Source organism: Kitasatospora sp. NPDC096077 (genome assembly GCF_040303245.1).
In the GTDB taxonomy this organism is placed as follows: domain Bacteria; phylum Actinomycetota; class Actinomycetes; order Streptomycetales; family Streptomycetaceae; genus Kitasatospora.
This window is the reverse complement of the sequence record NZ_JBEOSV010000009.1, coordinates 197,595-211,716: the sequence shown is the minus strand read 5'-3', so window position 1 is coordinate 211,716 and position 14,122 is coordinate 197,595. Positions and strand designations below refer to the sequence as shown.

Annotated in this window: 14 protein-coding genes; 8 read left to right on the top strand and 6 right to left on the bottom strand. The window is 72.0% G+C overall.

Going from position 1 to position 14,122, the window contains the following annotated elements; all coding sequences use genetic code 11:
- Window positions 1–225 precede the first annotated feature (225 nt).
- Genes ABTZ03_RS12210 through ABTZ03_RS12200 form a run of 3 tightly spaced genes read right to left on the bottom strand, consistent with a single transcriptional unit; the run spans window position 226 to window position 3,454 of the window.
- Window positions 226–1,302, bottom strand: a complete 1,077-nt coding sequence (locus ABTZ03_RS12210) for a threonine aldolase family protein (protein WP_350512835.1) — start codon at window positions 1,300–1,302, stop codon at window positions 226–228.
- A complete protein-coding gene (locus tag ABTZ03_RS12205) occupies window positions 1,299–2,057 on the bottom strand; it encodes an SDR family NAD(P)-dependent oxidoreductase (RefSeq protein WP_350512821.1) in 759 nt (252 codons plus the stop codon). Before ABTZ03_RS12205 ends, ABTZ03_RS12210 begins: the two co-directional genes overlap by 4 nt.
- Window positions 2,054–3,454, bottom strand: a complete 1,401-nt coding sequence (locus tag ABTZ03_RS12200) for a DUF6421 family protein (protein WP_350512820.1) — start codon at window positions 3,452–3,454, stop codon at window positions 2,054–2,056. Before ABTZ03_RS12200 ends, ABTZ03_RS12205 begins: the two co-directional genes overlap by 4 nt.
- Window positions 3,455–4,029: 575 nt before the next feature.
- On the opposite strand from ABTZ03_RS12200, the gene ABTZ03_RS12195 reads away from it, so the two are divergent.
- From ABTZ03_RS12195 to ABTZ03_RS12175, 5 genes are all read left to right on the top strand, one after another.
- Window positions 4,030–4,917, top strand: coding sequence for an ABC transporter substrate-binding protein (locus ABTZ03_RS12195; RefSeq protein ID WP_350512819.1), 888 nt, complete (start codon window positions 4,030–4,032; stop codon window positions 4,915–4,917).
- Window positions 4,918–4,961: 44 nt separating this feature from the next.
- Entirely contained in the window at window positions 4,962–5,837 is an 876-nt protein-coding gene (locus ABTZ03_RS12190; protein WP_350512834.1) for an amino acid ABC transporter permease, read from the top strand.
- A complete protein-coding gene (locus tag ABTZ03_RS12185) occupies window positions 5,834–6,592 on the top strand; it encodes an amino acid ABC transporter ATP-binding protein (RefSeq protein WP_350512818.1) in 759 nt (252 codons plus the stop codon). The genes ABTZ03_RS12190 and ABTZ03_RS12185 overlap by 4 nt, the downstream gene beginning before the upstream one ends.
- A 163-nt stretch (window positions 6,593–6,755) precedes the next feature.
- Window positions 6,756–7,328: a DUF5134 domain-containing protein gene (locus ABTZ03_RS12180; protein WP_350512817.1), complete on the top strand. Its 573-nt coding sequence runs from the start codon at window positions 6,756–6,758 to the stop codon at window positions 7,326–7,328.
- A gap of 183 nt (window positions 7,329–7,511) precedes the next feature.
- Window positions 7,512–8,459 carry a M56 family metallopeptidase gene (locus ABTZ03_RS12175; protein ID WP_350512816.1) on the top strand — a complete coding sequence of 316 codons (948 nt, stop codon included), beginning with the start codon at window positions 7,512–7,514 and terminating at the stop codon, window positions 8,457–8,459.
- 95 nt (window positions 8,460–8,554) lie between these two features.
- Here the strand turns inward: ABTZ03_RS12175 and ABTZ03_RS12170 are convergent, their stop codons facing one another.
- A complete protein-coding gene (locus ABTZ03_RS12170) occupies window positions 8,555–9,001 on the bottom strand; it encodes a MarR family winged helix-turn-helix transcriptional regulator (protein WP_350512815.1) in 447 nt (148 codons plus the stop codon).
- An 87-nt stretch (window positions 9,002–9,088) separates the two neighbouring features.
- Here ABTZ03_RS12170 and ABTZ03_RS12165 point away from each other — a divergent pair, with 87 nt between their 5' ends.
- Window positions 9,089–10,603, top strand: a complete 1,515-nt coding sequence (locus ABTZ03_RS12165; protein ID WP_350512814.1) for an MFS transporter — start codon at window positions 9,089–9,091, stop codon at window positions 10,601–10,603.
- A 228-nt stretch (window positions 10,604–10,831) separates the two neighbouring features.
- Window positions 10,832–11,437 carry a TetR/AcrR family transcriptional regulator gene (locus ABTZ03_RS12160; RefSeq protein ID WP_350512813.1) on the top strand — a complete coding sequence of 202 codons (606 nt, stop codon included), beginning with the start codon at window positions 10,832–10,834 and terminating at the stop codon, window positions 11,435–11,437.
- Window positions 11,438–11,548: 111 nt separating this feature from the next.
- On the opposite strand, the gene ABTZ03_RS12155 is transcribed toward ABTZ03_RS12160, so the two are convergent.
- Window positions 11,549–12,415 (bottom strand): Sco1979 family transcriptional regulator, encoded by an 867-nt coding sequence (locus ABTZ03_RS12155; protein ID WP_350505985.1) that lies wholly within the window; start codon window positions 12,413–12,415, stop codon window positions 11,549–11,551.
- Between the two features lie 417 nt (window positions 12,416–12,832).
- On the opposite strand from ABTZ03_RS12155, the gene ABTZ03_RS12150 reads away from it, so the two are divergent.
- On the top strand, window positions 12,833–13,414 hold the full coding sequence (locus ABTZ03_RS12150) for an ATP-binding protein (RefSeq protein WP_350512812.1): 582 nt from the start codon (window positions 12,833–12,835) through the stop codon (window positions 13,412–13,414).
- 334 nt (window positions 13,415–13,748) lie between these two features.
- Here the strand turns inward: ABTZ03_RS12150 and ABTZ03_RS12145 are convergent, their stop codons facing one another.
- Complete coding sequence (locus ABTZ03_RS12145; RefSeq protein ID WP_350512811.1) at window positions 13,749–14,012, bottom strand: DUF397 domain-containing protein; 264 nt, start codon at window positions 14,010–14,012, stop codon at window positions 13,749–13,751.
- Between the last annotated feature and the right edge of the window lie 110 nt (window positions 14,013–14,122).

Sequence of the window (14,122 nt, the reverse complement as noted above, 5' to 3'; positions counted from 1 at the left end):
GGACCGCCTTCCAGCGGGCCCTCCGGGCGCTTCGTTCTTTCGTGTTTCCAGCTTATCAGATGTTTTCCGCTCCGTTTTCCGGAGTTTCATTCATCGGATTCACTTTCCGCTTTGTCGCCCCGGTCTCCCGCGGCGACTCCGGAACTGTACGGTGACCGGCCCGTCCCATGCAAATCGCCTCCGCCCGGAGGTCCGGACGGAGGCGATCCACGGTCAGGTGCACCCTCAGGCGCGGCCCATCTCCTCGGCGATGGCGGCCGCGAAGGCGTCGATGTCGGCCTCCGTGGTGTCGAAGGCGCACATCCAGCGCACCTCGCCGGTGTGCTCGTTCCAGAAGTAGAAGCGGTAACGCTTCTGCAGCCGCTCGCTCACCTCGCGCGGGAGGATCGCGAACACCGCGTTGGCCTGGACCGGACGCACGATCTCGATGCCGTCGATCTTCCGGACCGCCGCCTCCAGCCGGCTGGCCATCGCATTGGCGTGGCCGGCGTTGCGCAGGTAGAGGTCGCCCGAGAGCAGTGCCTCGAACTGGACGGAGACGAAGCGCATCTTCGACGCGAGCTGCATCGAGGTCTTGCGCAGGTACTTGATGTTGCGTACCCGCTCCGGGTTCAGCACCACCACGACCTCGCCGAGCAGCAGGCCGTTCTTCGTACCGCCGAAGGACAGCACGTCGACGCCCGCGTCGGTGGTGAACTCACGCATCGGCCGGCCGAGCGAGGCGGCGGCGTTCGCCAGGCGGGAGCCGTCCAGGTGGACGAGCATGCCGAGCTGGTGGGCGTGCTCGGTGATCGCGCGGATCTCGTCGACCGTGTAGAGGGTGCCGAGCTCGGTGCTCTGGGTGATGGAGACCGCGAGCGGCTGCGCGCGGTGCTCGTCACCGAAGCCCCAGGCCTGCTGGTCGAGCAGCTCGGGGGTGAGCTTGCCGTCCGGGGTCGGGACGGTGTGCAGCTTGATGCCGCCCATCTTCTCCGGGGCGCCGCCCTCGTCCACGTGGATGTGGGCGCTGTCGGCGCAGACCACCGCGCCCCAGCGGGGCAGCAGCGCCTGGAGGGCGACCACGTTGGCGCCGGTGCCGTTGAAGACCGGGTAGGCCTCGGCCTTGTCGCCGAAGTGGCGGCGGAAGACGTCCTGGAGGTGGGCCGTGTAGTCGTCCTCGCCGTAGGCGACCTGGTGGCCGCCGTTGGCGAGGGCGATCGCGGCGAGGACCTCGGGGTGCACGCCGGCGTAGTTGTCGCTGGCGAAGCCGCGGACGGCGGGGTCGTGCCGCCGTACCGCGTCCGTACGGGTGAGGTCGGTCATCGGGCTGTCAGCCACAGGTGCTGTCCGTTCAGTTCTGCTGCGGGGCGGTCCCAGAGGTCCGCCAGGTGTCCGGCGAGGTCGGCGGTGTCGGTGAAGCCGGCGAACTTCGCCTCCGGCTTCGCGGCCCGCATCTCGGGGCTGACCAGCGCCTTGATCACCAGGATCGCAGCCGCCGCCGTGGGCTCGCCGTCCGGGGAGGTGGTCTCCTTCTTGAAGGAGTCGGCCATGGCGAGGGTCCAGGCCTCGGTGGCGGCCTTGGCGGCCGCGTAGGCGGCGCCGCCGGCGGTGGGCTTGTGCGCCGCCGCGGCGGAGACCATCGCGTAGCGGCCGGCCGGGCTGCGGACGAGCGCGGGCTGGAAGGCCAGCGAGGTGTGCTGGAGGGTCCGCACGACGGTGTCGTGCAGGAAGTCCCAGTCGTCCAGGCGGCTGTCGAAGAAGGTCTTGCTGCCGCGCCAGCCGCCGACCAGGTGGAACAGGCCGTCGACGTGGCCGTGCTCGGCCTCCAGGTGGTCGGCCCAGTCGTGGACCTCCTGCGGGTCGAGCAGGTCGATCACCTGACCGCTCACCTTCGCCCCGCGCACCGCGATGCGGGTGGCGTCCAGGGCGGACTCCAGGCGCTGGGGGTCGATGTCGGCGCCGACCACGGTGGCACCCTCGGAGGCGAGGCGGCGCAGCACGGCCTGGCCGGCCGGGCCGCTGGCTCCGGCGACGGCGATGACCTTGCCGGCCAGCTTGGTGGAGGGGTTGGTGGTCACGCGGCGACTCCCTGGATACCGGCGCCGGTGATGCCGGCGGTGGCGGCGATGACGCCGCGGAGCTTCTTGGACAAGGCCTCGTAGAACATGCTCAGCGGGAACTCGTCCGGAACCACGGCGTCGCACAGCGCCTTGTTCAGGGCCTTGCCGTCGGTGAGGTCGAGCGGGAGGGCCTCCGGGCCCTTCGCCCAGGTGGAGGCGGGGTGCGGGGTGAGGTAGCGGGAGACCAGCTCGTACGCGGCGATCCAGTGGGCCGACTTGGGCCGGTCGATGCCGTCGCGGTAGAGGGTCTCGATCTCGCCGCAGAGCGCGTTGGTGACCTGCGGGGCGCGCTCCCAGTCGATGGTGAGGCGGTTGTCGCGCCAGCGCAGCGCGTCGTGCTTGTGCAGGTACGCGAAGAGCAGCTGGCCGCCCATGCCGTCGTAGTTGCGGACGCGGTCGCCGCTGACCGGGAAGCGGAACAGGCGGTCGAAGAGGATCGCGTACTGGACGTCGCGGGCGTGCGCGTTGCCCTCGGCCTCCAGCTTCACCGCCTCCTTGAAGGTGGTGAGGTCACAGCGGAGCTCCTCCAGGCCGTACATCCAGAACGGGCTGCGCTGCTTGATCATGAAGGGGTCGAACGGCAGGTCGCCGTGGCTGTGGGTGCGGTCGTGCACGAGGTCCCACAGGACGAAGGTCTCCTGCGCGCGCTGCTGGTCCTGGAGCAGGCCCTCGGCGTCGGCGGGGATCTCCAGGCCGAGCTGCTGGACGGCGCTGGTGGTGACGGCGCGGAAGCGGGCGGCCTCGCGGTCGCAGAAGATGCCACCCCAGGTGAAACGTTCCGGCGCCTTGCGCACGGCGACCGTCTCGGGGAAGAGCACCGCGGAGTTGGTGTCGTAGCCGGCCGTGAAGTCCGTGAAGGTGATCGGCACGAACATCGGGTTGTCGAAGCGGGTCCGCTCCAGCTCGTCCAGCCAATCCGGCCACACCACGCTCAGCAGGACGGCTTCCAGGTTGCGGTCCGGGTTGCCGTTCTGGGTGTACATCGGGAAGACGACCAGGTGCTCCAGGCCGTCCTCCCGCTGGTCGGCGGGCTGGAAGGCGAGCAGCGAGTCCAGGAAGTCGGGCTCCCGGTAGCCGGTGTCGGCCCACTTGGCGAGGTCCGTGTCGACGGCGGCCAGGTAGGCGGCGTCGTGCGGGAAGTGCGGGGCGAGCTCCTCGACGGACGCCCGGACGGTCGCGACCAGCGGGTCGACGGTGTGCCGCTGGACCGCGGACAGGTCGATCGAGCCGTCCTTGGACTGCAGGGGGCGCAGCGTCTCGACGGCCTCCTTCAGGCGCAGCCACGCCGGGTGGGTGGCGAGGGTCGAGACCGGGGCGTCGGCCGCCGCAGCGAGCCTTGGCGAAAGATTCTGCATCGTGGACTCACTTCGACAGGAGTTATTTCAACGAGGACACCATAAGTACGAAAGGTTCTCCCGTTCAAGGGGGCCCCGACCGGCAAAACTTCCGTGCACCGCCGCTCGGGCGCCAAAACCTGTGCCGGGAGCGCGGGTGTCCGACATGTGGACGGTGTCCTGGATGTTCTGGACAGATGCGCGGTCCTGATGCGAACCTCCCCGCATGCTCCCGGCGGTGATCACGGTGGCCGAGCGCCACGACAGCCCGTTCCGGGTGCCCTTCCGTCAGCAGGCGTGTCGTCGCTGCCGCTGCCGCGCGGACGGCCTCCGCTGTCGCGCGAACGGTCTTTGCCGCCGCTGTCGCTGATCCGACCGCGGCGGCTGGTCCGGCCGCGGCCGAGCGGCCGCCCCTGATCCGGACCGGGGCGCCGCGGACGCGGACCCGTACGCCGACCATGCCGTGTGTGTTCCGGCGCCGCCACCGGGGGAAGTGACCCGCCGGGAAGCGGCCCACCCGGCCCGGCCCGCACCGCCGGGCCCCGCCCACCGCCCCTCTCCCCTGTCCCGCCTGGTCCCTCCCCTGGAGCCCCGCCATGAGCCTCCGCAAGCCCTCCGCCGTCCTGCCCGTCGCCGCGCTGGCGCTCGCCGCCGCCCTTTCCGGGTGCGCGCCGCAGGACGCCAAGACCGACGGGGCCGCCGCCGGCGCCTCGGGTACGACCGGTGCGGCGGCGAGCTGCGCGCCGGGGGCGCTGGCCACCCGGACCGCCGGGAAGCTGACCGTCGGCACCGACAAGCCGGCCTACGACCCGTGGTTCTCCGAGGACAAGCCGGAGAACGGCAAGGGCTTCGAGTCGGCGGTGGCGTACGCGGTGGCCGGGAAGCTGGGCTACCCGGCGGACAAGGTCGGCTGGGTGGTGGCGCCGTTCGGCAAGGCGACCGCGCCCGGGGCCAAGGACTTCGACTTCGACATCAACCAGGTGTCCATCAGCGACGAGCGCAAGCAGGCGGTGGACTTCTCCTCCGGCTACTACGACGTGCGCCAGGCCGTCATCGCGCTCAAGGGCTCCAAGGCGGCCGGCGCGAAGAGCATCGCCGACCTGAAGGGCGCCAAGCTGGGCGCCCAGGTCGGCACCACCAGCCTGGACACCATCACCGACACCATCAAGCCGAGCACCCAGCCGTCCGTGTACGACTCCAACGACCTGGCGAAGGCCGCGCTGAAGAACGGCCAGGTCGAGGCGCTGGTGGTGGACCTGCCGACCGCCTTCTACATCACCGGCGCCGAGGTGCCCGAGGCCCAGGTGGTGGGGCAGTTCGCAGCGGCCCCGAAGGGTGAGCAGTTCGGCCTGGTGCTGGACAAGGGCTCGAAGCTGACGCCGTGCGTGTCGCAGGCGGTGGACGCGCTGCGGGCGGACGGGACGCTGGCCAAGCTGGAGCAGCAGTGGCTGTCGGACGCCGTCTCGGCGCCGGTGCTGAAGTGAGCCGGGAGGCGGACCCGGCCGGAGCGGTCGACCTCCCGAAGGCGCTGCGGCCGGACGGCCCGGCGGAGGACGACGGGTACCGCCCGTCCGAGCGGCGGCTGGCGCACGAGGCGTACCGGCGCTCCCGGGCCCGGCGCGCGGCGCTGATCGCCACCGCCTCGACCGTGGGGACGGCGGTCGTGCTGTACCTGCTGGTCGTCAACTCCCCCGGCTGGGAGGTGACCCGGCGGACCTTCTTCAGCCTGGACTACGCCCGCCAGGCGCTGCCGGAGGTGCTCCGGGGGCTGCGGCTCAACCTGGAGCTGATGTTCGGCTGCGGCGCGCTGATCCTGGTGTTCGGGCTGCTGCTCGCGGTGCTGCGCACGCTGCGCGGGCCGGTGTTCCTGCCGGTGCGGCTGCTGGTCACGGCGTACGTGGACTTCTTCCTCGGGCTGCCGATGATCATCTGCCTGCTGGTGATGATCACCGGGGTGCCGGCGCTGCGGCTCACCGGGGTGACCACCGATCCGCTGCTGCTCGGCGGGGCGGCGCTGGTGCTGACGTACTCGGCGTACGTGTCGGAGGTGTTCCGCTCGGGCATCGAGTCGGTGCACCCGAGCCAGCGGGCGGCCGCGCGGTCGCTGGGGCTGACCAACGCCCAGGCGATGCGGTACGTCGTCCTGCCGCAGGCGGTGCGGCGGGTGGTGCCGCCGCTGATCAACAACCTGGTCAGTCTTCAGAAGGACACCGGGCTGGTCTCGATCGGCGGCGCGATCGACGCGGTGTACGCGGCGAAGATCATCGCGGCGCACTCCTTCAACTTCACGCCGTACCTGGTCGCGGGGCTGGTGTTCATCGTGCTGACCGTTCCGCTGACCCGGTTCGCCGACTGGCTGACCGCGCGGATGAACCGTCGGCAACTGCAGGGAGGTGCGGTGTGAGCGGGACGGCGGTGCTCCGGCTGGAGTCGGTGCGCAAGGCCTTCGGCGGCCAGGTGGTACTGCGCGACGTGGACCTCACCGTGCCGGAGCACTCGGTGACGGCGCTGATCGGGGCGTCCGGCTCCGGGAAGTCCACCCTGATGCGGTGCGTCAACCTGCTGGAGCGGATCGACGACGGGGCCGTCTTCCTGGACGGCGAGGAGATCACCGATCCGCGCGCGGACGAGGACGCCGTGCGGCGCCGGATCGGGGTGGTGTTCCAGTCGTACAACCTGTTCCCGCATCTGACGGTGCTGGAGAACATCACGCTCGCCCCGCGCCGGGTGCACCGGGTCGGCCGGAAGGAGGCCGAGGCGAAGGCACTGGCGCTGCTGGACCGGCTCGGACTGGCGGCGAAGGCCGCGGAGTACCCGGACCGGCTCTCCGGCGGGCAGCAGCAGCGGGTCGCGATCGTGCGGGCGCTGGCGGCCGGACCCCGGCTGCTGCTGCTCGACGAGATCACCGCGGCGCTCGACCCGGTCCTGGTCGGGGAGGTGCTGTCGGTGGTCCGGGACCTCAAGGAGCAGGGGATGACCATGGTCCTCTCCACCCATGAGATGGGCTTCGCCCGCGAAGTCGCCGACCAGGTCTGCTTCCTGGACGGCGGGGTGGTGCTCGAACAGGGGCCACCGGCGCAGGTGTTCGGCGATCCGCAGGAGGAGCGGACCCGCCGGTTCCTCAGCCGGATCGTCGCCTCGGGGCGGCTGCAGCGCTGAGCCGCCCGGCCGGCGGCCCGGGTCGTCCGGGTCGCCCCGGGTCGCTCCGGGGCGGATTCACCACGGTGGTCACCCCAGTGCGCCCCTGTGCGCGCCCTGGTCGCGCCGGGGGCGTAGCGGTGATCGTGGACGGGACGATCGTCGCCACCCCGGGAGGCCGCCGTTGCACGGACCCACCCTGGTCAACTGGCTCCTCGCCCTCCTCACCGCCACCGCCGGCGTGTACTGCCTGACCCGGCTGCGGCGCGCCCCCTGTGCCACCGCGTCCCCGGGTGCGCGCCACGCCCACCCCTCGCTCGCCCGCGAGTCCGACGCCGCCGAAGCCCTGATGGGTTTGGGCATGGCGGCGATGGCCGTCACCGGCGCCACCGTCCCGACGGCGGTCTGGGCCTGCCTGTTCGGCCTCCCCGCCGCCGCCTTCCTGCTCGCCGCCCTGTACGCCCCGACCGGCCGGGCGCACCGGCTGCACCACGCGGTCGGCGCGCTCGCCATGACGTACATGGCCCTCGCGATGACCGCCTCCCCCGGCGGGCACCACCACGACCACGCCGCCGCACTCGGTACGCCGTTGCTGACCGGCACCCTGCTGCTCTACTTCGGCGGCTACTCGCTCTGGTCCGGTGCCCGGCTGCTGCGCACCTCCGCCGGCACCCTCGTCGTCGGCGCCACCGGCCTGCCCCGGGCCTGCCGGCTGACCATGGGCATCGGCATGTTCGCCATGCTGCTGACCCTGTGACGCCGCCGGGCCCGGCCGGGCCCTCGCGCAGGGGGCCCGGCCGGGTGGCTTCCGTGCGTGTGCCGTCGGTCCGCGTGGCGTTGGTCACTGGCCCGTCGAAAGCCGTTCCTCCGGGCGTCGACAGCGCATAGGTTGGCCGGGAGCGCGTTGTCGCGTTCCGTGCGTACTCGGGGAGCCCATGCGATGACTGCCCTGACCGGCCTGCTGCTGCTCGGCCTGCTGTTCTCCACCGCCGCGCCCCGGCTGCTGACCCGGGCCCGCTGGGTGGAACGCGAACCGGTGCTGGCGCTGCTGGTGTGGCAGTGCATCGTGGTGGCCGTCCTGCTGTGCTGCGCCCTGGGGTTGATCCTCGCCGCCGCGGCCGCCGAGCCGGAGCTGCGGGCCTGGGTGTTCTCCGGCGCCCCGCACGGTGTGGAGGCCGCGTACGGTCTCCAGGACGCCGAGGGCTGGGGTCGGCTGTGCGCCGCGGTACTGGCCGCGGGCGGGCTGCAGACGGTGCTGGCGCTCACCCGCGAGGTCCGCACCGCCAAGGCCCTGCGCAACCGCCGTCATGCCCAACTGGCGACCCGTGCACCGGAGTTGCCGGAGGCGATCGAGGCCGCCCGGAGTCGCCGGGAGCGGCTGGTGGTGCTGGAGAACGTCCGCCCGGAGGCCTGGTCGCTGCCCGGTCCGGACTCCCGGCTGGTGGTCACCACCGGGGCCCTCCAGCAGCTCACCGACCGGGAGTTGGCGGCCGTGCTGAGCCACGAGCGCGGGCACGTCCGGGCCCGGCACCACTGGCTGCAGCAGTTCGCCCAGGCACTCGCCTCCGGCTTCCCCGGCGTCGTCGTGTTCCGCGCCTTCCGGGACCAGGTGGCGGAGTTGGTCGAGCTGGCCGCCGACGACCGGGCCGCGCGTCGGCACGGCCGGCACACCACCGCCCTGGCGCTGGCCGAACTCAACCTGGACCGTGGGGTGTTCGGCTCCTGCCCGCCCGGTCTGGCGCAGTCCCCGAAGCGGGTGGACCGGCTGCTCGCGGGCCGCCCCCGGCTGTCCGTGCCGCACCGGCTGCAGTTGACCGTCCTCGCCCTGGCCGCGCCCGCCGCGGCCGTGCTGCTGGCCGTCGCCCCGGGGCTCCACTCGCTGCTCTGACCCGGCCCGGCCCCGAACCGCGCCGACCTCGTCGCAGCGCGGGACGGCACGGCATGGCGCGAAAAAGCTTGCTGTGCAACAGGATTGACGGAGCGTCAGCCCTTGGCGGACTCGCCGCAGAGCGGGGCGAAGTGGCCACCGAGGGTCTGTCCGAGCACCTCGCGGTGCAGCGGGCGGGCCTGCTCGTAGCGCTCGCGCCCGGCCGCGGTCAGCGCGATCATCACGCCCCGGCGGTCGCTCGGGCACATCTCCCGGGTCACCAGGCCGGCCTTCTCCAGCCGGGCGATCAGCCGGGACAGCGCACTCTGGCTCAGGTGGACGGTGGGAGCCAACTCGCTCGCCCGCAGGGCGTGCCGCCCGTCGGCGACGCACCCCTCGACCAGGCGCTCCAGCACCTCGAACTCGCTCATGCCCAGCCCGTGCTTCTCGCCGAGTTCACGGTCGAGCGCACAGACGGCCGCGGCGTGGCGGGCCAGCAGCTCGCGCCATTCCGCGATGAGACCGGCCTCCGCCGAGGCTTCGAGGGAGTCGAGTTCAGCCACGCCGCCACCGTAGCACATGCAACGGAAATTTATGCGTTCACATCTAATTCATTTGCATTGAATGCACACGCATGTACTGTCCTCCCCATGACCACCGCGACCGCCACGTCACCCGACGCCCCGTCAACCAGCGGGCTGAACTGGACACCCCGCCTCTGGGGCACCCTGATCGTGCTCTGCGCCGCCATGTTCCTGGACGCCCTGGACGTCTCGATGGTGGGCGTGGCCCTCCCCTCCATCGGCTCCGAACTGCACCTCTCCACCTCCACCCTGCAATGGGTGGTCTCCGGCTACGTACTCGGCTACGGCGGCCTGCTGCTGCTCGGCGGCCGCGCCGCCGACCTGCTCGGCCGCCGCCGGGTCTTCCTGGTCGCGCTCGGCGTCTTCGCCGCCGCCTCGCTGGCCGGCGGCCTGGTCGACGACGGCGGCCTGCTGATCGCCGCCCGCTTCCTCAAGGGCGTCAGCGCCGCCTTCACCGCCCCCGCCGGACTGTCGATCATCACCACGACCTTCGCCGAGGGCCCTGCCCGCAACCGGGCGCTGTCGATCTACACCACCTGCGGCGCCAGCGGCTTCTCGCTCGGCCTGGTGCTGAGCGGACTGCTCACCTCGGTCGGCTGGCGCTGGACCTTCCTGATGCCCGTCCCGGTCGCGCTGATCGCCCTGGTCTTCGCCGCCCGCCTGCTGCCCCGTCCGGTCGAGGAGCGCGCCAAGGGCGGTTACGACGTGCTCGGCGCGATCACCGGCACCTCGACCGTGCTGCTGCTGGTGTTCACCGTGACCGAGGCCCAGGGCGCCGGCTGGCTGAGCCTGCGCACCCTCGGCTCGCTGCTCGTGGTCGCCGCGCTGGCCGCCGCCTTCCTGGTGGTCGAGAGCCGCACCGCCCACCCGCTGGTCCGGCTGGGCATCTTCCGCAACGGCTCGGTGGCCCGCGCCAACGTGGTGGCCTTCGCGATGACCGGCGCGTACGGCGGCTTCCAGTTCGTCGTCACGCTCTACCTGCAGCACCTGCTCGGCTGGTCGGCCCTGCAGATGGCCCTGGGGCTGCTGCCGGCCGGCGCCTTCATCGCCCTCTCCGCCCCCTTCATGGGCCCGATCGTGGACCGCTTCGGCACCGGCCGACTGCTCCCGATCGGCCTGCTGGCCCTGGCCGGCGCCTTCGCCCTGTTCCTGCGGCTGGACGAGCACAGCTCGTACCCGGTCCTGGTGCTGCCCTCGATGCTGCTGCTCGGTGTGGGCTTCGCGCTGGCCTTCCCCTCGGTGAACATCGCCGCCACCGACGGGGTGGCCGACGAGGAGCAGGGGCTGGCGTCGGGGCTGGTGAACACCGCGATCCAGGTCGGCACCGCCGTGGTGCTGGCCGGGGCGACCGCGATGATCACGGCCGGCAGCGCGGGCGGCGACTCCGCGCAGGCCCAGCTGGACGGCTACCGGCCGGCGCTCGTCCTGGTCACCGCCGTCGCGGTGATCGGACTGGTGGTGGCCTCGGTGGGCGCGCTGGTAGACCGGCGGCGGAATGCAACTCCCGCATCGGTACCGGATTATGATTATCCGTCTGCCGGGCCGTCCGTAGCCCGGACCGAAGTCCTGAGCGAGCACTGACCCACTGGCCCCCGCCCCCGGCCGACCCCGGACCGTCGGGCACTGGCGCCGGCTCCACCAAACCCCCGTGTTGGTGGAGCCGGCCGTCTTTGTACCGGCCGGCCGGGCAGCCCCCTTCAGGGCACGGTTCCACGGCGCGACACCGGCTTCGCAAGTATATTGGCCCGGAGTCAACGAACGTTCGGAGCAGTCACGATGGCACCTCGCGGGGATTCGGTCAATGAGGAGATGCGCCAGCGCTCCCGCCGGCGCATCATGCGGGCCACCATCGAGCTGGTTGACCGGCACGGTTACGCGGGCACCACGCTGACCGACATCGCCGAACGGGCCGGACTCGCCCGCGGCCTGCTGTCGTACTACTTCGACGGCAAACGATTGCTGATGCAGTCCGCGACGCACCGGATGATGCACCAGACCCTCAGCGGCGCGCTGGCCGAGCTCCCGTCCGGCGCCTCCCCCGAGACCCGGCTGGCCCGCGCGATCGACGCCGTCCTCGGCCTCGCCATGGACCACCCCCGGGTGATGCGCTCCCACCTGGCACTGATCCTCGACCCGGACGCCGGCGCCTTCGTCCAGGACCCGGAGCAGCAGCAGCTCGGCGCCATCCTCCAGGGCCTGCTCAGGGACTGGGGCGCACCGGACCCGGCCGCCGAGCACGCGGTGCTGCGCAGCGCGCTGATGGGCGGCTGCATCGGGGTGCTGCTGCCGGGCGCGGAGCTCCCGTTGGCGCTGATCCGGGCCGACCTGTTCCGCCGCTACGACCTGCCCTGGGACCTCGGCCGCCCGCCGCAGCCGCTGCCGCCGGAACGCGACCGGCCGCCGGCCCGCGGTTGACACGGGACGGCGGCCGACTGCCGGTTGCCGATCGGAGCCCGGCGAATCCCCGGGCCGCGCCCGGGAGTTGCCCGGCGCTCCGGGAGGATCCGGTTCAGGACCCCACCGGGATCAGCGCTCCTTCAGGATCGAGGAGAGCAGGTCTATCGTGCGCTCCGGCGTGAGACTGTCCACGCAGAGCCGCTCCATGACCTGGATGTACGCGTCCACGTCGTCGCGCTTGTCCAGGTACAACGCACTGGTGAGCTGCTCCAGGTAGACCACGTCCGCGAGGTCCTGCTCCGGGAAGCGCAGGATCGTGAACGCCCCGGACTCGCCCGCGTGGGCGCCGAACCGGAACGGCATGACCTGGATCACCACGTTGGCCTGCTCGGCGACGTCGATCAGGTACTGCACCTGGCCGCGCATCACCTTGGGCCCGCCGACCGGCCGACGCAGCGCGGCCTCGTCGATCACCGCCCACAGGCGTGGGCTGGTGCCCTCGGTCAGCAGCTTCTGGCGGCGCAGCCGGAGGCTGACCCGCCGCTCCACCTCCTCCTCGCTGATGACCGGCCGACTCTGGCCGAAAACCGCCCGTGCGTACTCCTCGGACTGCAGCAGTCCGGGGATGAACTGCACCTCGTAGGTGCGGATCAGCTGGGCGGCCTCCTCCAGGCCGACGTAGGTCTGGAACCAGCCCGGCAGCACGTCGTTGAAGCTGTGCCACCAACCGGACTTGTTGGCCTCGCGGACCAGCCCGAGCAGGGCTTCCCGCTCCAGGCCGTCGTCCACGCCGTAGAGACTGAGCAGGTCGGCGACGTCCCGCTCCTTGAAGCTGACCCGGCCGAGCTCCATGCGACTGATCTTGGACTCGGACGCGCGGATCGCGTAGCCCGCATCCTCACGGGTGATGCCGCGTGCCTCTCGCAGGCGACGCAGCTGCGAGCCGAGGAGGATCCGGCGGACCATCGAGCCGCCGCCCGGCTGAACTGTGGTCATGCGGTCGAAACCTCCACCTAGGGCAAACAGCGCACAGTCTGCCATCAGTTGAGCGCTCACGGTGCCGATACTGACGGATGTTCCTATCAGTTCCACACTCCGCGCACCAGGATGCACGTGCATCCGGCGCTTGCATATGCCAATAGTGCGACTGCACGTGAATCGACTCTTGCATCTGCAGTGAGCGCACACCACCATGGTGCACGTGCACCTGCACATCCCTGGCAATCCCGCGGGCTCCGCGTCGACCCCGAGCGTGACTCCGTGCACCGACCCGACGGCGTCCCCGCGCCATCGGGCGTTCGAGTGCGCGCGCGCCTGGTCGAAGGGGCGGCCGAGCGGCCGAGCGAGTCGGAGGTGACCGGCATGACCCCGGCGGGTCCAGCCGTGTCCGCCCCCTTATGGGAGGAGCTCTTCATGAGCACCGGTACGGCTTTGGCAGTTGACCCCCATGTGGTCACCTGCACGCTCGCTCCTCGCTTCGAAGCCGTGAGAACCGCTCGCGACTTCGCCCGGACCGCTCTCCAGCGCTGGGGCCTGATGGAGCTGTTCGACGACGTCGCGCTGGTCGCCTCGGAGCTCGTGACCAACGCGCTCCGGCATGCGATCGGCGCACGGCCCGACCCGTCGGGCGGCGCCCTGGGCGAGTTCGACTTTCCCACACAGCCGACCGCGGACGGGCGGCTTCCGATCCGAATAAGCCTGGTGCACCGCGCACCCCAGGTGGTCTGCGCGGTGAGCGATCCGAGCAGCACCGGCCCGGTGGCCCGGGAGGCGGACTTCGTCGCCGAATCCGGCCGCGGACTGCACCTGGTGGAGTCGTTCAGCCGCTCCTGGGGCTGGCACCCGCTGGGCAGCGGCAAGGTGGTCTGGGCCATGTTCGAGGCGGAGTCGGCCGGCGGCGGGCTCGACGGCAGCGGACTCGACGTCTGCGGGCCGACCGGCCGCCCACTGGACGGACGGGTCGACATCGGTGGACGGCACCGGCGCTCGGCCTAGCGCCGCACGGCGCACGGCCGACCGAGGGACGACCCGGGAGGACCACTCCCCGGGGCCTTCAGCCGGGCCCCGCTCCGGACCGGCCGACAGCTCCCGCGGCTCGCACGACCCCTGCGGCTCCTGCGGCTCGCACCGCCGCCGCTCCACGGCGGCCACCGGCCCCGCCGCGGACTCCCCGCGCCGTCGGCTACCCGCTCCAGCACCCCCGGACACGCCCGGCCCGCAGCGGCCCCCGGAGCAGCCCCCGGTGCAGCGGAGTCGGGGACGGCGACAAAAAAGGCCGTCGTGGTGTCAGCACCCACGACGGCCCCCCGATGGTGGAGCAGGCAGCCGGTCAGACCGCCAGGTGGTCGAACTCCCCGTCCTTGGCACCCAGCAGCAGCGCGGCGATCTCGGCCCGGGTGTAGATGAGCGCCGGACCGTCCGGGAAGCGCGAGTTGCGCATCGCGACGTCGCCGCCCGGAAGGGCCGCGAACTCGACGCAGTTGCCCTGGGAGTTGCTGTGCCGGCTCTTCTGCCAGACCACCCCCTGGAGGTCGGCGGCGGCCATCCCGTTGTAGGTGTGGTTCGAGCCGTGCGTGTCCTGCGAGTCGTGCATAGAAGTCTCCCGAAGAGCTCCGGAGTTGTCGTCCAGCGCGGCGCCCCCGGCACCCGCCGAACGAACGGACCGGCCCCGTACCGGCCCGGTACAACGCCTCACTTGACGCG

Coding starts and splice junctions, on each gene's coding strand:
- ABTZ03_RS12155 (WP_350505985.1), bottom strand. CDS start 12,415: ATGACCACAGTTCAGCCGGGCGGCGGCTCGATGGTCCGCCGGATCCTC.
- ABTZ03_RS12160 (WP_350512813.1), top strand. CDS start 10,832: ATGCGCCAGCGCTCCCGCCGGCGCATCATGCGGGCCACCATCGAGCTG.
- ABTZ03_RS12200 (WP_350512820.1), bottom strand. CDS start 3,454: ATGCAGAATCTTTCGCCAAGGCTCGCTGCGGCGGCCGACGCCCCGGTC.
- ABTZ03_RS12145 (WP_350512811.1), bottom strand. CDS start 14,012: ATGCACGACTCGCAGGACACGCACGGCTCGAACCACACCTACAACGGG.
- ABTZ03_RS12165 (WP_350512814.1), top strand. CDS start 9,089: ATGACCACCGCGACCGCCACGTCACCCGACGCCCCGTCAACCAGCGGG.
- ABTZ03_RS12150 (WP_350512812.1), top strand. CDS start 12,833: ATGAGCACCGGTACGGCTTTGGCAGTTGACCCCCATGTGGTCACCTGC.
- ABTZ03_RS12175 (WP_350512816.1), top strand. CDS start 7,512: ATGACTGCCCTGACCGGCCTGCTGCTGCTCGGCCTGCTGTTCTCCACC.
- ABTZ03_RS12210 (WP_350512835.1), bottom strand. CDS start 1,302: ATGACCGACCTCACCCGTACGGACGCGGTACGGCGGCACGACCCCGCC.
- ABTZ03_RS12195 (WP_350512819.1), top strand. CDS start 4,030: ATGAGCCTCCGCAAGCCCTCCGCCGTCCTGCCCGTCGCCGCGCTGGCG.